Below are 20049 nucleotides of genomic sequence, written 5' to 3' on the forward strand. Positions count from 1 at the left end.
GGACGCGCGCGGCAGAAGAGGGGGCGGCGTGAGGCCGCCGTGGTCAGTCGAGCTTGGCGCCCGACTCCTTGACGACCTTGCCCCAGCGCTGCATGTCCTCGCGCATCAGGGCCGCGAACTGCTCGGGGGTGCCGCCGGCGGGATCGGCACCCTCTTCGCCCAGGCGCTTGCGCAGGTCGGGCTGCTGCAGTGCCTTGTTGAGCTCGGTATTGAGCCGCGCCACGACGTCCTTGGGCGTGGCGACCGGCGCCAGGAAGCCGAACCAGGTGGCCGCATCGAAGCCCTTGTAGCCGGCCTCCGCGACGGTGGGCGTCTGCGGCAGGTCGTCCACGCGCTTGGACGACGACACCGCCAGCGGGCGCAGCTTGCCGTTGCGGATCTGCTGCAGCACCGAGGGCACCGAGGCCATGTACATGTCCACCTGGCCGCCGATCACGTCATTGAGCGCCTGGTTCGCGCCCTTGTACGGGATGTGCTGGAAGCGCACCGCGGCGGCCTTCTGGAACAGCTCGCCCGTGAGGTGCGCCACGGTGCCGTTGCCCGGCGACGCGAAGTTCACGGCGCCCGGCTTGGCCTTGGCGGCGCTCACCAGATCGGCCAGCGTCTTGTAGGGCGAGGTGCTGGACACCACGATGGCCAGCGGCGCCGTGGCCACCATCGCGATGGGGGCCAGGTCCTTCAGCGGGTTGTAGGGCAGCTTGGCGTAGAGCGTCGGGTTGATGGCCAGGTTGCTGGTCTGGCCCAGCACCAGCGTGTAGCCGTCGGCCGGCGACTTGGCCACGGCGTCCACGCCCAGGTTGCCGCCAGCGCCGGGGCGGTTGTCGATGACGAAGGTCCAGCCGGTGGCCGTGGAAACCTTCTGCGTCACCTCGCGGGCGATGATGTCGGTGCCGCCGCCCGGCGGGAATGGCACGATGACCTTGATGGCCTTGGCGGGATAGGACTGGGCCAGCGCGGCGGGCACGCAGGCGGCGGCCAGCGCGGCAGCCAGAAGTTGGCGGCGGTCGAGCAGCATGTTGTCTCCTGGGGCGGTCACGTCGTACGCCGCAGTCCTCGGGATGAGAAAGCAGCCTCGTGCCGTCGTGTTGGAGCCAGTATTGGCGCCGCACGCCGCTGGGTCTATTTGATAATTTCTGCGAATCGATAAACCGCGCTTTTGCGCTCCGGCATGAGCGCGGCCGCTTTGCCTGCTGGCCAGGCAGCGGGAAGCCGACTCCCCGCCGTGGACCGCTCCCGCGCTGCTACGCTCCACGGCAGGCCCGCAAAGCCCCTCACCAGAAGGTGTTTCGCATGAAGTACCGCACTCTCCACGCCCGGCAGCTCGTTGCTGCGCTCATGCCCATCGTCCTGGGCGCGGTGTCTCCGGTGGCGCAGGCCCAGGAGGTCGTGAAGATAGGGCTCAGCAGCCCGCTGTCCGGCCCGCAGTCCGCCTACGGTGAGGACAACCGCGACGGCCTGCTGCTGGCCGTCCGGGAGCTCAACGCCCAGGGCGTGCAGGTCGGCGGCCGGAAGGTGGTCTTCGAGGTCCAGGCCGAGGACGACGCGGCCGACCCACGTCAGGGCGTGGCCGTGGCGCAGAAGCTGGCCGACGAGAAGGTGAAGTTCGTCCTGGGCCCGTACAACTCCGGCGTCGCCATTCCCGCCGGGCGCGTCTACAACGAGGCCGGCATGGTGGTGCTGACGGTGGGCTCCAATCCCAGGATCACCCAGCTGGGCTATTCGCGGCTGTTCCGCATCGGCGGCAATGACACGCAGGTCGGCGGCGCCATGGCGCTCTATGCCGCCAAGGACTTGAAGCTCAAGAACGTGGCGGTGGTGGATGACCGCACCGCGTACGGGCAAGGGCTGGCCGCCGAGTTCGTGGCCGAGGCCAAGCGCCAGGGCCTCAACATCGTCAGGCAGGAGTTCACCACCGACAAGGCCAGCGACTTCACCGCGATCCTGACGACCATCCGCGCCGCCAAGCCCGATGCCGTCTTCTTTGGCGGTTACTCCGCGCAGGGTGGTGTGCTGCTGCGCCAGATGGCGTCGCTGGGCATCCAGGCCAAGCTGCTGGGCGGCGACGGCATCTGTGACACGGAGCTCAACCGCCTCAGCAGCGGCATGGCGGATGGCAAGGTGTTTTGCCTGCAGGCGCGCGTGATCCTGAACAGCGCGGAGACCGGCCGTGCCTTCGCCGCAAAGTACAGGGCCGCCTACCAGCGCGACCCGCTGACTTACGCCGCGAACTTCTACGACGGCGCCATGCTGCTGGCCGACGCCATGCAGAAAAGTGGCTCCACCGACCCGGGCAAGGTGGCCGAAGCCATCGCCAAGGGCAGCTATAGGGGCGTGGTTGCCGAGTATTCGTTCACCGACAAGCACGACCTGAAGGTTTCGCCGATGAGCGTCTACGGCTTCAAGGGCGGCCAGCCCGTGGCCCTGGCTTCGTTCTGAACGCTCAGAACACGTAGGCCACGCGGGCCTGCAGCCCTTCCACCGCCGCGCCGTTGCGCACCTTCACGTCCTTGGCGTATTGCAGCGCGTCGCTCGCCTGGTACTGCCATGTCAGTGCTCAGCGGCCCGGACAACGCCCTCGTCACCTACGACCTGCGCGACGACAGCAAGCTCAGGAAGCCGCTGATCCAGTCCGCGCCCATGGGCGAGACGCCGGTCTACCTGGAGACGCACTGATGGGCGCCGCACTCCCCTTCGCGCTGGACCCGGTGCTGGGCCATGCCGCGGCGGCGACGCTGGGCGCGGTGCTGCTGCTGGGCGCGATCTCGAAACTGCGTGACCTGGCGCTGTTTCGCGGAGCGCTCGACAACCACCGCCTGCTGCCGCGCGCGCTGCTGGCCCCGGCCGCCCTGCTGCTGCCGCTGCTGGAGCTGGTTGCCGGCGCGCTGCGGCTGCCCACGGCCAGCCGCGAAAGCGGCGCCCTGCTGGGCCTGGCCGTGCTGGTGCTGGTCACCGGCGCCGTGGTGATCAACCTGCGGCGTGGCCGCGAGCGCATCGACTGCGGTTGCGGCGGCAGCGAGCACGTGCCGCTGAGCCGAGGCCTCGTCGCCCGCAATGCCGGCCTGGCGCTGCTCGCCCTCGTCGCCCTGGCCCCAGCGCCGGCCCGCGCCACCGTGTGGCTGGACCTGGCGGCCACCGCCTTCGCCACCCTCTTCCTGCTCGGCCTGGTCCTGGCCGTGAACCAGCTGCTGAGCAACCAACCCCGCTTCGGCCGGCGCTACATCAGCCAGGTGCTGCTGCCGCGCGTGAGCAGCCCCACCTTGCCAGCCGGGTTGCGCCCCTACGACGGCGAGGAGATCGCCCGGCTGCGCCGTACCCGCCCCGCGGATGTCGGCGCCGTGCGGCAGCAGCTGCTCGGCCAGGGCCACACGGCGGGCATCGCGATCGAGCCCTGAGCCTGGGCGCATCCGCAGTCGGGCCGGCCTGCTGCCGCGGCCGTGGTGGAGGAGCACGCGTCCGCCTCTGGGAGACCAGGTGGGCGCGTTGGCATTTCCTCGAGCAACGGGAAGCGAGCGCGCCTGCTGCCTCCGTTTCCGTGGCCTGCCGTCGGCGCATAGCGGCAGCCCTGGACGCACGGCCCTGCCCGGTCAGTCCAGCACAACGGGTTTTGTGCCGTTTCCCAAACGCTTGTTGGTGTTGATAAGTATTGTTATCAATACCTAGAAAAAATGGCGCGTTATGCCCTAGTGGATCATTGGGCCGCTTATATCCTTGCTGTGGCAAGCACATGGCGCGGGGAACGACGGCATCACAGGGCTGCACTGGTCTTTGGGAAAGCGCCCCCGCAGGACGGCGTGCCGACCCGGCGCAAGCGCTTCCGGAGGATGCACTTGCGCGAGCCGGGGGACGGATGAACCGCGGCGGTAGGACGCCGTGCGTATCGGGCCCGCCAAGAGCACGGCGGCCTTGCGGACCGTGGGGGCCAGCGCAGTGGTCGTGCCAGAACGACTCCAGCCCCACCCACCCTTGGCCGGGTGGCGGTCGGATCGACTCGGCAACGTTGGCAATGACTTTGAAGGTGGTCCAGGTTCCCTCGCAGGCTTGGTGAGCGCGATGCGGCCGGGCGACGGATGGAGCTCGGCGGCCGTGTCCGGCCACCCGCACCCGGGCATGCGCGGCACCCGGTTTCAGGCTGGATTGCTCATGTTGTTGGATGCTGCAACGGTTGGGGGGTGGGACCGTCCCACCCTTTGCTGGACACCACAAGGGAACGGCGGAAAGCGCTCGCATCGGCCTGTCTCCCACAACCAAGTCGTTGCCCGCGCGCATTCCTTCCCGTACGCCAGTACTGAACGGATCGATACGCGTGATGCGAAGCGATGCAGCCGGGCCGGTACGGCCTGCCACTGCGGTGCGCTTCGGAGAGCCGACATTTCGCCACAAGACGCCGGCTTGTCGTCTCCAACGCACGTCCTGCGCCGTGCTTCGGCCACCGGGCACAGTGCACCGGAGGGATCGCTCGCTGGTAGGACTCCGCCGCCGCCTCACAGCTTGCCGCAGCGCCGGTGCCCTGGCCTGCCGCAAAGGCGGCATGAAAGCCGTGAGAGACGCGGCGCGGCAAGGCAAGGACTGCAGAACTGCGGCTGTTCGTGGCCTTTGCTTCAGCTTCTAGCAAGAGGGCGTGGGACCGTCCCACCCCCCTGCCTGGCCAGCGAGTTGAATGAAGCCATCGTGCAGCGGCTTCACGCCGATCGACCATGTCATTCACTCAGCGGGGGAGCCCACCCGGCTCAATGCCGCTGCTGTTCGGACAGCGGCATTTGCCGTGCAACGCGTCTGGGACCAAACCGGGGTGGCCGTTCCGCATACTGGCAGTCCACACCCGCAATCCCGGCGTCAGCGAGAGATGCTGTGGTCCGAGCGCAGCAAGGATTGAACGGCCATACCCCTGGTCAGTGTCGGTTTCGTTCCGCAGCAGCAGGATAGAGAGCGGACACTGTGGTGGCATGGCATCCGGCTACCTGCCAATGCACTGTCGCATGTTCGGCTTGGCCTTCCACCGCCTCAGGTGGCCGCCTTGAGCCGGGTACGGGGCCGGCGCCCTTTCTTCGCCCGGGACCGCCTGGACCGGCGTGCGCTGAGTCCGTGGCAGAGCCGGCTTGAGGGGAAATTCGGGAATCCGGGGATGTCTGCCACCTGTCAGTGGCAGGCCTTCCCGGCCGCCCTCGAATGCCAAGAACCGTTCATGTTGCCTCGGCTCCTACCCGGAGAGAAACGGGTTCCGCGGACGCCTGACCACATAGCCTTGGCTTGGTGGAGGGGCCCCTCTCTGCCTGGTCACGCCGGCGTCCGTGAATGCCCACCTTGATGTGTGGCACCGGTGCGGTGAGGGGGTAGGACCGTCCCACCCCTGGCCTGACCATGGCGCCCACCTCGGTTCGCCTCTTGTCCCGCTTAGACCAGGGCCGCCCATGTCTTTTGGTCAGAGTCCCTTCCATGCCCTGCGCTCCCAGGTGCCGGTCCCGGGGAAGGCACGCGGTCCGGCCCGACCGACGGCCGGCTCTTTCCAATGAACGGCCGGGCTTGGCCCGGCTCAGCCCAGCAGCTCGCGCAGTGCGGCCTCGAATGCCGGCCAGCGGTCCACGGGCAGAACGCCCGCGCTCAGCTCGACGACCGTACGGCCCTGGGCATCCGAGCGCAGCGTGGCCTGCCGGCCCGCCCCCAGGTCCACCTCGCGCACCGGGGAGTGGGACCGTCCCACCCCCTGCGGCCGCAGGCAGGCCGTCAGTGCGGCGTAGGCCTCGGCCGCGGTCCATGGCGAGCGGGTTCGGTCCGCCGCCCGGGCTGCGGCCAGCACCGTATCGGCGTCCTTCTCCAGCGCACGTTGCAGATCCGTGGCCCAGCGGAACTGGATGGCGTTGGGCGACGGAAAGGCGCCCACCACCTCCGACGGCAGCTGGGCAATGCGCAATGCCTTGCCGATGTCGCTGAGGCTGCGGCCGATGGCTGCAGCAAGCTGGCGGTTCGACGGAAACAGTCCCTCGTCCAGCGCGCGCAGGTACATGCGGCCCTGCTCCCAGGCCGACAGGCTCTGCCGCCCCCGGTTTTCGCGCTCCATGTGCACGAACAGCTCCTGGTCCGCCAGGTCCTGCACCACGCACAGCACCGGCAGGCCCAGTTCCAGGCAAGCGCGATGGCGCCGATGCCCGAACACGATCTCGTAGCGCGCTTCCACACCGCCCTCACCCGGGCGCGGCGACGCCAGGGGCCGGACCTTGATCGGTTGGACGTTGCCGCCGGCCTCCAGGATCTCGCGCTTGAGCTCCTCGAATTCCGCCCCCACGAAGGCGTCAGGATGCCGGTTCGCCCAGCGGCTGGGCACGATGCTGCGCGCGTCCATCAGCTGCCCGCCGCGCTCGGCTTCCAGCTTGCGCACCTCGCCCTGCAGCGACTCGATGCGCTCTTCCAGCTTGGCGGTCTCGAACACGGTGGTGGCCAGCAACCCTACGCCGGTGCGCGGCACGTTGCGCGGCGCCGCCGGTGCGGCGGCCGGTGCCTCGTTGTCCTTGCGCACGTCCGGCAGCACGAAAGCAATGCCGGAGCCCTTCTTCTTCACGGGTGTTCCTTGCGAGGCCATGTCAGGCTCCCAGTTGCTTGCGCCAGAAGGTCTGCGCCTGGTCCTCGATCAGCTCCACCAGCCGGTCGTAGGCCTCATAGGCGCGCTTGAAGGTGCGCGTCCCGGCATTGCCCGGGCTGCTGTCGTAGACCGTGCCAAACTCGGCGCTGGAGGTGCTGGCCGCCATGCTCTTGGGGATTTCCACCGGCAGCACCTTCTCGGCATAGGCCGCCGCCATCCACTCCCGCACCACCAGGCTGGCCTGGTCGGTGGACTCGACCTTGGCGGGCAGGATGTCGATGAAGGCAAACTCCTTGCTGCCGCCCCGGTTCTTCACCAGCTGGGTGGTGAGGTCGGAGAACAGGTCCCAGAACTGCGCGCTGGAGGCGAAATCCAGTGCATTCGGCGGCAGCGGCATGATGATCCCGTCGCTGGCCATCAGCGCGTTGATGGTGGTGTAGGACAGCGCAGGCGGGGTGTCGATGATGATCACGTCGTAGTCGAGACGCACCGGGTCGATGCCGTAGTTCAGCACGTTCCAGAACTCGAACTTCGGGTCCTTGCTCTGCTTGGCCGGCAGTACGAACTCGGCCGAGAACAGGAACGAGGCCGCGGCCACGAGGTCGATACCGTCCCAGTAGGTCGGCCGGATGGCATAGGTGATGTCGGCCTGGTCGCCGGTGAACAGCGGCAGCACCGTGTCATCGACGTTGACCTCCGAATCCGGCAGCAGCCCGAACAGCGTGGTCAGGCTGCCCTGCGGGTCGCAGTCGATCACCAGCACGCGGTGCCCGCGCAGGTTCAGGCCCTGCGCCAGCGTCAGCGAGGTGGTGGTCTTGGTCACGCCGCCCTTGAAGTTGCCGATGGCGATGGTGACCGCCTCGGCCCCTTCGGGCCGCAGCTCTTCCTTGCGCACGTCGCGCACCCAGCACCGCGCCTCCTCCAGTGTGAACTCGCGCCGCGAGCCGGTGCTGTTGAGGCGGCCGCTGGGCAGATCGCCCTTGCGCACCCGGTAATCCACCTGGCCCTTGTCCAGCCCGGTCAAGGCCATCAGCTGCGTGGTGGAGAAGGTGGGCGCCTTCTTGCGCGCATCGGGGGCCAGCATGGCACCGCGCACCTGCGCCACGATGGACTTGACGCGCTCGGCCTGCTCGGCAATGGCCTCCAGGCTGATGCTGCGCGCACCGTTGATCAACAGGGATTCCACAAACAGTCCTTTCACGCGCCGAAGTTGCAACAGCGGCGGATTCTATAGAGAACGCGAATCGAGTCAGTACACGCTGAAACTGCGTCTTGCTCTGACGGCAATGCGGAAAAGCCGGACGCTTTGCAGCGCTCCCAAGGCTTGCTCAAGGTCGTCGGATCTTCAAAGAAGTTCAACAATTCAAGATTTCGGGCCTGTGGAAAACCGAATTTTATTCAATAAAAACAATGACTTATGTGAATGAACCGTCCGGCATTTCCCAAGGATGCGTCCCGGAACGGGCCGGGATGCGTCCGGCAATTCCGGCGAACTGTCTGGCCGTTCGCGAAACGTCCTGGTTTTCCAGCCCAGCGCGTCGTCCGAGGCGATATAGAGACATTCACGGCTTTCAAATGCACCGTTGAACCCAAACCGATGCCCTGGCAAGTCTCCAACTGTCCGGCTTCTCCGGGCCCGGTCGGCCATGGGCTACGGGTCAAGCGTCCGCCTTTTTGACGGGCTGCCAAGTCGCCAAACCAGCGCATGTGTCCGGCTTTTCGGGGGCTTCCGCCCGTGAACTGTCGCCTGAGGACGTAGAAGTTGCGCGCCACGGCTTTGTCAAATCGCATGGCATGTGTCCGGCTTTTCCAGGACAGAAGCGTGCTGCTCCACTTGAGCTGTCCAGGACCAGCCGGACATATACTTCGGCATGGCGAAGTCCTCGATCCCGGCGAAGAAGGAAGCACCGGCCGGCACGTTGAACAAGCCGGTGGCGGCGCTGGCCATCGTGCCGCTGAACAAGAGCCTGACGCTCACCGCGCGCAAGGCCTACAACGTGATGCTGCACATCGCGCAGCGTCAGGGCGATACCGGCGATGCCGGCTTCAGCGCGCCGCTCAATGCCATCCTGCGCGGCTTCGGCGTGGGCTCCAACGTCGCCACCGACGCCAAGCGCTACATCGAGCAGATGATGTCCACCAAGATCGAGTGGCGCCCGCTGAGCCGGGGTGAGCAGTGGAGCCTGCCGTCTGCGGAAACTTCGGCCGCGGCGGGGGAGGGCGAGGCGGTGGAGGCGCGCGACGAGCTGCGCATGTTCAACATGCTTTCCGAGGTGCGGCTCTACAAGAAGAACGGCGAGAACTGGGTCACCTGGTTCTACCCGCCCACCATCAAGCAGCAGATGCTGGGCCCCAACCGCTGGGCGCGGCTGGAGCTGGAGACCATTGCCCGGCTGGGCACCTACACCGCGGTGGCGCTGTACGAGATCTGCGCCCGCTACCGCGACAACCCCGGCGGCGTGACGCTGCGCCAGCACTGGAGCTGGTGGGTGGCGGTGCTCAAGGGCTCGGAGCTGGCGCGCCAGCGCGAGTGGCGCAAGTTCAAGAACGAGTTCGTCAGCCCGGCGATCCGCGACATCAACGAGGTCAGCGACATCGAGATCGAGCTGCTCGAATACAAGGAGGGCAGGGCCATCGCCGAGGTGCAGTTCGCCGTGCGCCGCAAGCAGGGCCTGGAGGCCGCGCCGCGCATCGAGCAGCCGGCCGACGTGGCGCAGGTGTCGCGCGCGCTGGCACTGGGCATCCGCGAGGCCGACGTGGACGCCTTCATCGAGCGCTACGGCGAAGCCGCGGTGGGTCGGGCGCTGGACGCGATGCAGCGCTACGCCGGCAGTGCCGCCAGCAAGCCCATCCTCAACAAGGCGGCCTACCTGAAGACCATCCTGGCCGGGCTGGAGAACGAGGCCCGGGGCAGCCTGCCCGCGGCGCCCGGCTCGTCTGCCGCACCGGCTGCGCCGCGGACGCCGCCACTGCCCGGCGCGGCTGCGCCTGCGGTGCAGGACGAGCGCGCCCAGGCGCTGGCCCAGGCGCGGCAGGCCTTCGAGGCGCTGGCCGAGGCGGAACAGGCCGCGTGGATGGCGCGGCTGCGCGCGCATGTGCTGGCCACCGGCACGGCCTCGCCCACGCTGCTGCGCCGCCTCGATGCGCGGCAGTGGCAGTCGCCGCTGGTCCTGGCCAGCATGGCGCGCTTCTACCTGGAGCAGCAGGGCCGTTCCTGAAGGCGGCCGGGCGCACGCAGCCCATGGCCGGACCGCTGCCGATTCAGTTCGCGAGCGCCCGTCCCGCAACGCGGCGGCGCAGCAGCACCAGCAGCCCCAGGCCTGTACCCGTCAGCAGCAGTGCGGAGGGCTCGGGCACGGTCGTGACTTGCACGCGGAAGGCGCCGGCGTTGTTGCTCCACTCCGCGCCGTCCATGGTGCCCAGGAACAGCCGCGTCGCGCCCTCCGGGGCGAAGAAGCGCTGCTCGCGGCCGGAGCCGCGCCCGGTGAGCCCATCGCCGATGAAGAACGGCTGCTGCAGCTCGGGATGGAGGCTCAGAAAAGCGCGGCCCAGCCCCGCGGACGAGAAGTCCAGCATGGCCGGCGTCGCCTGCGCATCGGGTGGGTTGGGGCCCAGGAACACGCCGATCAGCGAATTGATGGGCGCGCGCACGTCGGACAGGCCGTTGAACGGCCGGTGGTTGAAGACGTCGGCCGCGCCGTTCTGCCCCGCGATGGGGCCGTCGGGACCAGGGAAGGCCCGGCCGCAATCCGGGCAGCAGATGACGCTCGGACTGTCCGCGCCGCAGTTGGCCACGGCGCCGGTCACGCGGAAGGACAGAGCGCGTGAGCCCCGCAGTTCCAGCCCCTGCACCAGGACCGGCGACTGGAAGGGCGCCGTATCGAACTCGTCCACGGTGCCGGCCGGAGCGCCGGCCAGCCAGGGGTTGGATGTGCCGGGTACGTGGACCCGGATGGTGGCGCCGGCCAGCGACGAGGCCAGCGCCAGCAGAGCCACGAGAGCCAGACGCAGGAGCCGGGGCATGAGCAAGCCCGCCGGCGGCGGTGCATGAAAGGCATGAGCACGCATGAGCCTGATCCTCCAGTCCGGGGTGGAAATGGAGGAGGCAGAGTAGGAAGCGGCCCATGCCCGGCACATCCCGCCCGTGGGCTGGCTGGAGGCGGGGGGTACGGAAACATGCAGTCGCAGGCGTCAGGACCCTGCAGCGCCTGTCCCACCCCGCTTGCACTTCAGTACGTTCGCACGCGGCTGTTCAGGTAGCTGTGACCGGAAGTGAGCGCGCCGACGGCAGCGCCAGTGCCAGGCTGGCGCCGTGCCCGGCGCGATTGCGGATCAGGGCGCGCGGGGCGCGCCCGGCAGTTCATCAGGCCGGGCGTGCCTGGGCGATCTGCGCCAGCGCTGCCTGCAGGCCGGCCACGCCGCCCACGCGCTGGTCGTTGATGAAGACCTGCGGCATCTGCCGCACGCCGGGGCCGCAGCGCTCGTAGAAGGCCAGGCGCTGCGCCTCGTCATCGATCTGGATGACCTCAAAGGGCAGTCCGCGGCTCTCCAGCAGCTTCTTGGCGGTGTCGCACTGGGGGCAGGCGCTCTTGCTGTAGACGACGATCTTGAGGTTCATGGCGGCTTGCAAAAAGGCGCGAGTATCGCCGCCCCCGGCGCGCCGGGCCGGCCGCGCGGGCTCAGTGCGGCACCCAGCGCGCGATGCGGGCAAACAGCTTCTTCAGGTCCTCGGCCTCGTAGCGGCCCAGGCCCGGATCGTCGTTGGCGGCGAAGGCGTCCGCGATCTCCTGCCAGTCGGGCTCCAGCAGGTGCTGGCGCGCCAGCGCCAGCAGCGGGCCTTCCTCCTGCGTCATGTGGGCCCACAGCGCGGTGGCGAAGGTCTGCACCGTGTCCTGCAGCGCCGGCAACGCCTCCGGCGCGCCGGCGGCGCAGCGGTCCACCAGCCGCGTCATGCGCCGCACCGCCTCGTACTCGGCCTCGTGCTGGCGCTCCAGCTCCTCCAGCAGCGTCTGTGCGCCGGGGTGGCGCTGCAGCAGCCGCGCGTGCAGGTGGCGCTCTTCCTTGGGATGGTGCAGCCGCTCCGGAAAGTCGCGCAGGTACTGCAGCATGGGCCGCAGCGTCACCACGTCCAGTCGCCCGCCCTGGCGCGCCTCGGCCACCAGGGCCAGCATGCCCTTGACCACCACCGCCATGGAGCGGTGCTCGTCGAGCAGCGCGGCCGTGGCGCGCTCGGCCGCCGTCAGCGGCTCGTCGCGCTCGATGCGCGTCACCAGCACCGGCATCTTGGCCTGGCGCAGCACCTTCTCGGTGTGCGAGCCATGCCGCCAGGTGCGCATGCCGCGCAGGCCGTGCGAGGCCATCACGATCAGGTCGCAGCCCAGCTCCTGGGCCACCTCCAGGATCGCCTGCGCGGGCCGCTCGGTGATGCGGGCCTGGGTGGCGCAGGGCACGCCCAGCGCGGCGGCCTCGGCCTGGGCCTTGCCCAGCAGCGCGTCGCTGTCGCCCTGCGCCTCCAGCGCGAACAAGGCCGGATGGAAGTCGCGCAGCTGCGCGCCCTCGCCGGTGGCGCCAAGGTCGGGCCTGGCATGGAAGAAAGTGATGCGCGCCCCCAGGCGCTGCGCAAGCTGCGTGGCTTGCGCAATGTTCAGGGTGGACAGCGCGGAGCCGTCCACCGGCACGAGCAGGTGCTGGTACATGACAAAACTGAGACACAACCAGCCGCCAGTGTGGCCGTGCGCGGGCGCCGCCGGCTGGACCTGTCTCAAGCCCGCCACGCCGGCGCGCCGGCCGGCGTGAAGGGCGCACGAAGCTGCGGTGCGCCGCGCGGCTTAATGCGGCGCCTGGACGTGCAGCAAGGCGTTGAGCTGGTCCACCAGCGGCACCCAGTCCGCGTCGTCGTGGAACTCCTCGTTCAGGAACTGCGCCTGCGCAGGCGTCCAGAAGGGTGCGTCGGCCAGCCGCATGCCTTGGGGCAGCGGCCGGTGCATCTCGATGAAGCGCTCGATCTCGGCCCTGGAGCTGGGCAGTCCCAGCTGATCGAACAGCTCTTTCAGGTCGTGGTTTGGAAGTTCCATGGCGGTGCCTTTCCCTTGCATTGGTCGAACGGGCGGGTGGCGCCACGGCGCATCCATGGGCCGGCCCTGCACCGCCCGGGCAAAGCCCGGGCCCGCCTCTTCAATGCATGCGCACCTGGCCGTGGTCACCCATGTCCTTGGGTGGCTGGCCGGTCAGGGCCGCGCGCGCCATCTTGTAGAGCTGCACCGGCTTGCTCTCCTTGACGTCCCAGTACTCGGCGTGCGTGATGCGCACGCGCACCAGCACCACGTCCGGATCGTCCGGGCCGTTGGGGAACCAGGCCTGGGTGGGCGTGTTCCACAGCGCGCGGCGCAGCTGCGGGTCCTTCACCGCCTCGGCCAGGCCCGACACCGACACGTAGGTGTCGCTGGAGGTGTCGGCATAGGCGACGTTGACCTGCTGCTCGCGCTGCACGTCGGCAAAGGGCTCGCTGCTGCGCGACATGAAGAACCACAGCGCATCGGCCTCCTCGTCGCGGCGGTTCTGCGTCGTCATGGGGCGCGAGTGCAGATGGCCGTTCTCATGGCGCGTGGTGAACATGCCGAAGCGCATGCCCTTGATCATGTCCCACAACTTGCCGATGTCCTGGGTGTCCTGACTTGCGGTGGTGGGGTGTTGGCTGCCCATGCGTGCTTCCTTGTTGATGGTGGGCCGGAGCCCGGAAGCCGGAACTCGGCAAGGCCCATTCCCGCACGGGTGGCGCGGGCGTCACTCCCTGCCGGGCACCGGCGCGGCTGGCCGCGCCACTGCGGCGGGCGTAGCATCCCCGGCATGAGGATGGCTCGCCTGTGGCTGTGCAGCCTGGCCCTCGCCGCCGGGCTGGCCGGCCTCATGCAGCCCGTGGCCGGGGCGGGCGCCGGCGCTCCCGTGCTGACGCTGGCGGTGGCCGGCCCCATCGGCCCGGCCACCGCGCTGCGGCTGCAGCGCGCGCTGCAGCGGGCCCGGGAGCAGCAGGCCGCGCTGCTGGTGCTGCAGCTCGACACGCCCGGCGGGCTGGACGTGGCGATGCGCGACATCATCAAGTCGATGCTGGCCTCGCCCGTGCCGGTGGCGGTGTTCGTGGCGCCGCAGGGCGCACGCGCCGCCAGTGCCGGCACCTTCATCCTCTACGCCGCGCACGTGGCCGCCATGGCGCCCGCCACCAACCTGGGCGCGGCCACGCCGGTGGCGATCGGCCTGCCCGGCGGCGCGCCGGACAAGCCGCCCGCCGCGGCTTCGGCGCCCGACGCCATGACCGCCAAGCGCCTCAATGACGCCGTGGCCTACATCCGCGGCCTGGCGCAGCTGCGCGGGCGCAACGCCGACTGGGCCGAGCGCGCGGTGCGCGAGGCCGCCAGCCTGGACGCGCGCGCGGCGCTGGCGCAGGGCGTGATCGAGGTCATGGCCGCCGACCTGCCCGAGCTGCTGCGCCGCATCGACGGCCGCGAGCTGCAGCTGGGCGAGCGCCGCGTGCGCCTGGCCACCGCGCAGGCGCCGGTGCAGGTGCTGGAGCCCGATTGGCGCGACCAGCTGCTGGCCACGCTCAGCGACCCCGGCGTGGCGCTGGCGCTGATGACGCTGGGCCTCTACGGCCTGCTGTTCGAGTTCGCCAGCCCCGGCTTCGTGCTGCCGGGCGTGGTGGGCGGCGTGTCGCTGCTGCTGGGGCTGTACGGGCTGCAGATGCTGCCCATCAACCATGCCGGGCTGGCGCTGCTGCTGCTGGGCCTGGGCTTCATGGTGGCAGAGCTGTTCGTTCCCAGTTTCGGCGTGCTGGGGCTGGGCGGCCTGGCGGCCTTTGCCTTTGGTGCGGCCATGCTGATCGACAGCGGCACGCCGGGCCTGGCCATCCCGTGGACGCTGATCGCGCTGCTGTGCCTGAGCTCGGCGGCCTTCATCTTCGGCGTGGTGGGCCTGGCCCTGCGGGCGCGGCGCCGGCCGCAGGTCGGCGGCGCCGCGGCGCTGCTGGGCGTGCGCGGGGAACTGATCGAGCATGACGGCGACACGGGCTGGGCCCGCGTCAACGGCACGCCATGGCGGGTGCGCGGCGTGGCCGGGCTGAGGCCCGGACAGCCCGTGCAGGTCACGGGCGTGGACGGGCTGACGCTGCGGGTGCGCGCGGCCGAGCCCGGCAACGACAGGGAGGAGGTGCGCTGATGGACGCTTTGCTGCCCGCGGGCTTTTCGGTGCTGCTGCTGTTCGGCCTGCTGATGCTGCTCATCAGCGCGCTGCGCATCCTGCGCGAGTACGAGCGCGGCGTGGTGTTCCAGCTCGGCCGCTTCTGGAAGGTGAAAGGGCCGGGCTTGGTGCTGCTGATCCCCGGCATCCAGCAGATGGTGAAGGTGGACCTGCGCGTGCGCGTGATCGACGTGCCGGCGCAGGACGTGATCACGCGCGACAACGTCTCGGTCAAGGTCAACGCGGTGCTGTACTTCCAGGTCATCGATCCGCAGCGCGCCATCATCGCCGTCGAAAATTTCCTGGGCGCCACCAGCCAGCTGGCGCAGACCACGCTGCGCGCGGTGCTGGGCAAGCACGAGCTCGACGAGCTGCTGGCCGAGCGCGAGCGCATGAACCTGGACATCCAGAAGATCCTGGACAGCCAGACCGACAGCTGGGGCATCAAGGTCACCAACGTCGAGATCAAGCACGTGGACCTGAGCGAGTCGATGGTGCGGGCCATCGCGCGCCAGGCCGAGGCCGAGCGCGAGCGCCGCGCCAAGGTGATTCACGCCGAGGGCGAGCTGCAGGCCTCGCAGCAGCTGGCGCAGGCCGCCGAGATCCTGGGCCGCCAGCCGCAGGCGCTGCAGCTGCGCTACCTGGAGACGCTGACCGTCATCGCTGCCGACAAGAATTCGACCATCGTCTTCCCGCTGCCCGTGGACATCCTGGGCCCGCTGCTCGACACGCTGCGGCAGTCCGGGGCACGCCGGGACGTCTGAGCCACTTCACTCATCACACCAACCCACCGGGAGGACCATGCCTGCACTGCCGCCGCTCTACCGCGACTTCGCCACCCAGGACGACATCGACCGCCAGTACAACCCCTCGCTGGCGCTGTCCGACCCCGGCGCGGAAATGCGGCACTACGTCGACACCAGCCGCCTGGCGCGCGAGCGGCTGCGCTGCGTGCTGGACGTGCCCTACGGGCCGACCCGCGCCGAGACGCTGGACATCTTCCCCGCGGCGCGGCCGGGCGCGCCGGTGTTCGTGTTCTTCCACGGCGGCTACTGGCGCTCGCTCAGCGCCGCGGACTTCAGCTGCGTGGCGCTGGGGCCGCAGGCGCTGGGCATCACCACCGTGGTCGTCAACTACGCGCTGTGCCCGCGGGTGAGCCTGGACGAGATCACGCGCCAGGCCCGTGCCGCCGTGGCCTGGGTGCTGCGCCACATCGACGCGCATGGCGGCGACCCGGCCCGGCTCGCCATCGGCGGCCATTCCGCCGGCGCGCAGCTGGCGGCGATGTGCCTGGCCACGCCCTGGCTGCGCGACTACGGCCTGCCCGACGACCCCTTTGCCGCAGCGCTGCTGTTCAGCGGCCTGTACGAGCTGGAGCCGCTGCGCTGGAGCTACCTGCAGCCCATGATCCAGCTCGACGACGGCGTGATCCGCCGCAACTCGCCCGTGCGGCTGGTGCGGCCCTGTGCCACGCGCGCCTGGCTCACCTGGGGCGCGCAGGAGTCCGGCGAGTTCGCGCGCCAGTCCACCGACTTCGCCCAGGCCTGGCGCCGCTGCGGCAACCCGGCGGAGCTGGTGGCCGTCGAGAACACGCACCACTTTTCGGTCATCCACGGGCTGGAGGACCCGGGCAGCCCGATGTGCCGCTGGCTGGCCCGGGGACTGGGCATCAGGCCGGAGTGAGGATTGTTCTCTGCCGGTTGACCATCAAGTCAGTCGGGGCTTATTCACTGAGTTCACTGTTTCCCCAGGGTTGACGATCCTGCTGTAAGAAGCGGGCGGGCCATTTCATGTGGGGCAGGCCATGTGCTGCCAACCCCCGCGGCCCCAGCCCCGCATGGGGACGCGGGGCCGCTCGCCCCGCGTCGCTCCGGTGCCTGGGAAGGCACCCGCTCCGGGTCACCGTAACTGCCATCGGTGTAAGTCCCAGGGTATTCAGGCCCTTGGATGCCTTGTTTGCAGCGATTTATGTATACAAAATTGGCGCACGATCTGCGGACAAGACGCGACAGCGGCAGACGCGGACTCGGAGCCGTCACAAGACGACCTCAATGGAGCGATGGAGACAGCATGAACACGATCGCCACCGGAGTGGTTGCAGGCGATATCGCCGCACCCGCGCATGACGAGGAATCGAACGCGTTGATCAAGCCGGGCTACGACCCGCGGCTGACCAACGAGGACCTGGCGCCGCTCAAGCGCCAGAGCTGGGGCCAATACAACATCTTTGCCTTCTGGATGTCGGACGTGCACAGCGTCGGCGGCTACATCACCGCGGGCAGCCTGTTCGCGCTGGGGCTCTCCAGCTGGCAGGTGCTGGTGTCGCTGCTGGTGGGCATCTGCATCGTGCAGTTCTTCTGCAACCTGGTGGCCAAGCCCAGCCAGGTCACGAGCACGCCGTACCCGGTGATCTGCCGCGCCAGCTTCGGCGTGCTGGGCGCCAACATCCCGGCCGTGATCCGCGGCCTCATCGCCGTGGCCTGGTACGGCATCCAGACCTACCTGGCCTCGGCCGCCTTCATGGTGCTGGCGCTGCACTTCTTCCCGCACCTGGCGCCCTACGCCGACGTGCAGCAGCACGGCTTCGTGGGCCTGTCCACGCTGGGCTGGGTCGCGTTCATGGTGATGTGGGTGCTGCAGGCCATCGTGTTCTGGCACGGCATGGAGTCGATCCGCAAGTTCATCGACTGGGCCGGCCCGGCGGTGTACGTGGTGATGGGCGTGCTGTGCGGCTGGCTGGTGTGGAAGGCCGGCTGGAGCAACATCAACATGAACCTGGGCGGCGTGAAGTTCGAGGGCTGGGACGCACTGCCGGTGATGCTGTCGGCCATCGCGCTGGTGGTGAGCTACTTCAGCGGCCCGATGCTCAACTTCGGCGACTTCTCGCGCTACGGCAAGAGCTTCGACGCGGTGAAGAAGGGCAACTTCTGGGGCCTGCCGGTCAACTTCGTGTTCTTCTCGCTGCTGACCGTTCTGACCACCGCCGCGACGCTGCCGGTGTTCGGCGAGCTGATCACCGACCCGGTGCACACCGTCAGCAAGATCGACAGCACCACCGCCGTTGTGCTGGGCGCACTGACCTTCATGGTCGCCACCATCGGCATCAACATCGTCGCCAACTTCGTCTCGCCGGCCTTTGACTTCTCCAACGTCAACCCGCAGAAGATCAGCTGGCGCACCGGCGGCATGATCGCCGCGGTGGGTTCCATCTTCATCACGCCCTGGAACCTCTACAACAACCCCGAAGTCATCCACTACACGCTGGACATCCTGGGCTCCTTCATCGGCCCGCTGTTCGGCATCCTCATCGCCGACTTCTACTTCGTGCAGAAGCAGCAGGTCTTGGTCGACGACCTCTACACCCTGAGCCCCAAGGGCCGCTACTGGTATCAGAACGGCGTCAACCGCCGGGCCGTGGCCGCGATGGTGCCGGCGGCGCTGGTCCCGATGCTGTGCGTGGTGGTGCCCGACTGGCGCGGCGCGGCCAACTACGCCTGGTTCATCGGCACCGGCCTGGGCTTCGTCTTCCACGTGCTGCTGAGCCGCAAGCGCTGAAACGCCACGCCGTCGCGACCGCAACCTCTTTCCGGCCCCAGGCCCGCTCCCATGAAGATCAAGATCATCAATCCCAACACCACGGCCAGCATGACGGCCAAGATCGGCGCGGCGGCGCGCGCGGTGGCGCGCCCGGGCACCGAGATCCTGGCCGTGAGCCCGGCCATGGGCCCGGTGTCCATCGAGAGCCACTACGACGAGGCGCTGGCCGTGCCGGGCCTGCTGCAGGAGATCGCCGCGGGCGAGCGCGCGGGCGTGGACGGCTACGTCATCGCCTGCTTCGGCGACCCGGGGCTGGACGCCGCGCGCGAGCTGGCACGCGCGCCGGTGGTGGGCATCGCGCAGGCCGCCATGCACCTGGCCAGCCTGGTGGGCAGCTCCTTCAGCGTGGTGACGACGCTCTCGCGCACCAAGGGCCAGGCCTGGCACCTGGCGGAGCGCTACGGCATGAAGCGCTTCTGCGCCAACGTGCGCGCCTGCGAGCTGCCGGTGCTGGAGCTGGAGCAGCCGGGCTCCAACGCGCGCAGGCGCATCCTCGACGAGTGCCGCCGCGCGCTGGACGAGGATGGCTCCGACGCGCTGGTGCTGGGCTGCGCCGGCATGGCCGACCTGTGCCAGGACCTGGCGCAGGCGCTGGGCGTGCCGGTGGTGGACGGCGTCACGGCCGCAGTGCAGCTGGTGGAGTCGCTGGCCACGCTGGGCCTGCGCACCTCCAAGCGCGGTGAGCTTGCCGCCCCGCCGGGCAAGCCCATGCGCGGGCTGCTGCAGCCCTTCACCTTGCCGTCGCCGGACCTGCGCGCGGCTTGAGCCCGAGCACGGGCGGCCCGAAGGGGCTGCCTAGAATTCCGCATGTCCCGAACCAAGCGCTCCCTCCCGCCCGTCCCTCCTGAAGACAAGCCCGACAGCGCCGCGCCCGCCGCGGCGGGTGAGGCGCTGGATGAAAGCGCGGACGGCGCGGGGCAGGGTGCCGCGGTCCGCGGCGTCAGCGCCGAGGAGATCGCGCAGGACATCGCCACGGCCATCGTGGAAAAGCGCCTGCCCCCGGGCACGCGGCTGCGCGAGGAGGCGCTGGGCAAGGTCTACGGCGTCAGCCGCACCAAGATCCGCGCGGCGCTGCTGACGCTGTCGCGCGACAAGCTCATCCAGATCGTGCCCGACCGGGGCGCCGTGGTCAGCAAGCCCAGCGTGCAGGAGGCGCGCGAGGTGTTCGCGGTGCGCCGCGTGCTGGAGGCCGAGGTGGTGCGGCTGTTCGTGGCCCAGGCCCGGCCGCGCGACTTCGAGCGGCTGGAGCAGCACATCCACATCGAGCGCACCACGCTGGAGCCGCGCACCAGCGTGGGCAGCGCGCGCGAGAAGCTGCTGGGCGACTTCCACGTCGCCATGGCCGAGTGCACCGGCAACGTGACGCTGACGGAGCTGGTGCGCGAGATGGTGGCGCGCAGCTCGCTCATCGCCATGCTCTATCCCTCCAGCAACGACCCGCACTGCTCCAGCGACGAGCACGAGCAGCTGCTGCGCGTGTGCCGCCGCGGCGACACCGCCGCGGCCGTGGCCTGCATGAGCGATCACCTGCAGCGCGTGGAGGCCAGCCTGCGCCTGGACGCCGGCATCCCCGAGCGCCAGCTCGACCTGGTGAAGGCCCTGCTGAGCTGAGGCGCCCGCGCGCTTGGCCCGTGGCACCGGGCCGCGTC

General features: G+C 69.5%; 18 protein-coding genes. 10 read left to right on the forward strand and 8 right to left on the reverse strand.

Annotation, left to right across the window (positions count from 1 at the left end; translation table 11 throughout):
* Positions 1-43 precede the first annotated feature (43 nt).
* Positions 44-1015: a Bug family tripartite tricarboxylate transporter substrate binding protein gene (locus tag HHL10_RS23040; protein ID WP_169162752.1), complete on the reverse strand. Its 972-nt coding sequence runs from the start codon at positions 1013-1015 to the stop codon at positions 44-46.
* 275 nt (positions 1016-1290) lie between these two features.
* On the opposite strand from HHL10_RS23040, the gene HHL10_RS23045 reads away from it, so the two are divergent.
* The 3 genes from HHL10_RS23045 to HHL10_RS23050 all read left to right on the forward strand — a co-directional run bounded on the left by HHL10_RS23045 (position 1291) and on the right by HHL10_RS23050 (position 3392).
* Positions 1291-2436, forward strand: a complete 1146-nt coding sequence (locus HHL10_RS23045; protein ID WP_235971739.1) for a branched-chain amino acid ABC transporter substrate-binding protein — start codon at positions 1291-1293, stop codon at positions 2434-2436.
* Positions 2437-2544: 108 nt separating this feature from the next.
* Entirely contained in the window at positions 2545-2673 is a 129-nt protein-coding gene (locus tag HHL10_RS31065) for a hypothetical protein (RefSeq protein ID WP_259373284.1), read from the forward strand.
* A complete protein-coding gene (locus tag HHL10_RS23050; protein WP_169162753.1) occupies positions 2673-3392 on the forward strand; it encodes a MauE/DoxX family redox-associated membrane protein in 720 nt (239 codons plus the stop codon). Before HHL10_RS31065 ends, HHL10_RS23050 begins: the two co-directional genes overlap by 1 nt.
* Positions 3393-5530: 2138 nt before the next feature.
* Here HHL10_RS23050 and HHL10_RS23055 read toward each other — a convergent pair.
* On the reverse strand, positions 5531-6574 hold the full coding sequence (locus tag HHL10_RS23055; protein ID WP_169162754.1) for a ParB/RepB/Spo0J family partition protein: 1044 nt from the start codon (positions 6572-6574) through the stop codon (positions 5531-5533).
* A 1-nt stretch (position 6575) separates the two neighbouring features.
* Positions 6576-7760 carry a ParA family protein gene (locus HHL10_RS23060; RefSeq protein ID WP_310734660.1) on the reverse strand — a complete coding sequence of 395 codons (1185 nt, stop codon included), beginning with the start codon at positions 7758-7760 and terminating at the stop codon, positions 6576-6578.
* Positions 7761-8445: 685 nt separating this feature from the next.
* Between HHL10_RS23060 and HHL10_RS23065 the strand changes: the two genes are divergently transcribed.
* On the forward strand, positions 8446-9792 hold the full coding sequence (locus HHL10_RS23065; RefSeq protein ID WP_169162755.1) for a replication initiation protein: 1347 nt from the start codon (positions 8446-8448) through the stop codon (positions 9790-9792).
* A 43-nt stretch (positions 9793-9835) separates the two neighbouring features.
* On the opposite strand, the gene HHL10_RS23070 is transcribed toward HHL10_RS23065, so the two are convergent.
* From HHL10_RS23070 to HHL10_RS23090, 5 genes are all read right to left on the reverse strand, one after another.
* Positions 9836-10597: a PEP-CTERM sorting domain-containing protein gene (locus HHL10_RS23070; protein WP_169162756.1), complete on the reverse strand. Its 762-nt coding sequence runs from the start codon at positions 10595-10597 to the stop codon at positions 9836-9838.
* A gap of 340 nt (positions 10598-10937) precedes the next feature.
* The gene (locus HHL10_RS23075; protein WP_169162757.1) at positions 10938-11192 is read right to left on the reverse strand and encodes a glutaredoxin family protein; all 255 of its coding nucleotides are present in this window, start codon (positions 11190-11192) and stop codon (positions 10938-10940) included.
* A 61-nt stretch (positions 11193-11253) separates the two neighbouring features.
* Complete coding sequence (locus HHL10_RS23080) at positions 11254-12270, reverse strand: universal stress protein (protein WP_169162758.1); 1017 nt, start codon at positions 12268-12270, stop codon at positions 11254-11256.
* A gap of 132 nt (positions 12271-12402) precedes the next feature.
* On the reverse strand, positions 12403-12648 hold the full coding sequence (locus HHL10_RS23085) for a DUF2789 domain-containing protein (RefSeq protein WP_169162759.1): 246 nt from the start codon (positions 12646-12648) through the stop codon (positions 12403-12405).
* A 100-nt stretch (positions 12649-12748) separates the two neighbouring features.
* Entirely contained in the window at positions 12749-13276 is a 528-nt protein-coding gene (locus tag HHL10_RS23090) for a pyridoxamine 5'-phosphate oxidase family protein (RefSeq protein WP_169162760.1), read from the reverse strand.
* A gap of 144 nt (positions 13277-13420) precedes the next feature.
* On the opposite strand from HHL10_RS23090, the gene HHL10_RS23095 reads away from it, so the two are divergent.
* The 6 genes from HHL10_RS23095 to HHL10_RS23120 all read left to right on the forward strand — a co-directional run bounded on the left by HHL10_RS23095 (position 13421) and on the right by HHL10_RS23120 (position 20011).
* Entirely contained in the window at positions 13421-14782 is a 1362-nt protein-coding gene (locus HHL10_RS23095) for an NfeD family protein (protein WP_235971740.1), read from the forward strand.
* Positions 14782-15567: a slipin family protein gene (locus HHL10_RS23100; RefSeq protein ID WP_169162762.1), complete on the forward strand. Its 786-nt coding sequence runs from the start codon at positions 14782-14784 to the stop codon at positions 15565-15567. Before HHL10_RS23095 ends, HHL10_RS23100 begins: the two co-directional genes overlap by 1 nt.
* Positions 15568-15604: 37 nt before the next feature.
* Positions 15605-16486: an alpha/beta hydrolase gene (locus HHL10_RS23105; RefSeq protein ID WP_235971741.1), complete on the forward strand. Its 882-nt coding sequence runs from the start codon at positions 15605-15607 to the stop codon at positions 16484-16486.
* Positions 16487-16873: 387 nt separating this feature from the next.
* Positions 16874-18358, forward strand: a complete 1485-nt coding sequence (locus HHL10_RS23110) for an NCS1 family nucleobase:cation symporter-1 (protein ID WP_169162763.1) — start codon at positions 16874-16876, stop codon at positions 18356-18358.
* A 51-nt stretch (positions 18359-18409) separates the two neighbouring features.
* A complete protein-coding gene (locus HHL10_RS23115) occupies positions 18410-19165 on the forward strand; it encodes an aspartate/glutamate racemase family protein (protein WP_169162764.1) in 756 nt (251 codons plus the stop codon).
* Between the two features lie 42 nt (positions 19166-19207).
* Positions 19208-20011, forward strand: a complete 804-nt coding sequence (locus HHL10_RS23120) for a GntR family transcriptional regulator (protein WP_169162765.1) — start codon at positions 19208-19210, stop codon at positions 20009-20011.
* The last annotated feature ends 38 nt before the right edge of the window (positions 20012-20049 follow it).

The sequence above is a fragment of the Azohydromonas caseinilytica genome (genome assembly GCF_012927045.1).
Lineage (GTDB): Bacteria > Pseudomonadota > Gammaproteobacteria > Burkholderiales > Burkholderiaceae_C > Azohydromonas > Azohydromonas caseinilytica.

Coding starts and splice junctions, on each gene's coding strand:
- HHL10_RS23040 (WP_169162752.1), bottom strand. CDS start 1,015: ATGCTGCTCGACCGCCGCCAACTTCTGGCTGCCGCGCTGGCCGCCGCC.
- HHL10_RS23045 (WP_235971739.1), top strand. CDS start 1,291: ATGAAGTACCGCACTCTCCACGCCCGGCAGCTCGTTGCTGCGCTCATG.
- HHL10_RS31065 (WP_259373284.1), top strand. CDS start 2,545: ATGTCAGTGCTCAGCGGCCCGGACAACGCCCTCGTCACCTACGACCTG.
- HHL10_RS23050 (WP_169162753.1), top strand. CDS start 2,673: ATGGGCGCCGCACTCCCCTTCGCGCTGGACCCGGTGCTGGGCCATGCC.
- HHL10_RS23055 (WP_169162754.1), bottom strand. CDS start 6,574: ATGGCCTCGCAAGGAACACCCGTGAAGAAGAAGGGCTCCGGCATTGCT.
- HHL10_RS23065 (WP_169162755.1), top strand. CDS start 8,446: ATGGCGAAGTCCTCGATCCCGGCGAAGAAGGAAGCACCGGCCGGCACG.
- HHL10_RS23070 (WP_169162756.1), bottom strand. CDS start 10,597: ATGCCCCGGCTCCTGCGTCTGGCTCTCGTGGCTCTGCTGGCGCTGGCC.
- HHL10_RS23075 (WP_169162757.1), bottom strand. CDS start 11,192: ATGAACCTCAAGATCGTCGTCTACAGCAAGAGCGCCTGCCCCCAGTGC.
- HHL10_RS23080 (WP_169162758.1), bottom strand. CDS start 12,270: ATGTACCAGCACCTGCTCGTGCCGGTGGACGGCTCCGCGCTGTCCACC.
- HHL10_RS23085 (WP_169162759.1), bottom strand. CDS start 12,648: ATGGAACTTCCAAACCACGACCTGAAAGAGCTGTTCGATCAGCTGGGA.
- HHL10_RS23090 (WP_169162760.1), bottom strand. CDS start 13,276: ATGGGCAGCCAACACCCCACCACCGCAAGTCAGGACACCCAGGACATC.
- HHL10_RS23095 (WP_235971740.1), top strand. CDS start 13,421: ATGAGGATGGCTCGCCTGTGGCTGTGCAGCCTGGCCCTCGCCGCCGGG.
- HHL10_RS23100 (WP_169162762.1), top strand. CDS start 14,782: ATGGACGCTTTGCTGCCCGCGGGCTTTTCGGTGCTGCTGCTGTTCGGC.
- HHL10_RS23105 (WP_235971741.1), top strand. CDS start 15,605: ATGCCTGCACTGCCGCCGCTCTACCGCGACTTCGCCACCCAGGACGAC.
- HHL10_RS23110 (WP_169162763.1), top strand. CDS start 16,874: ATGAACACGATCGCCACCGGAGTGGTTGCAGGCGATATCGCCGCACCC.
- HHL10_RS23115 (WP_169162764.1), top strand. CDS start 18,410: ATGAAGATCAAGATCATCAATCCCAACACCACGGCCAGCATGACGGCC.
- HHL10_RS23120 (WP_169162765.1), top strand. CDS start 19,208: ATGTCCCGAACCAAGCGCTCCCTCCCGCCCGTCCCTCCTGAAGACAAG.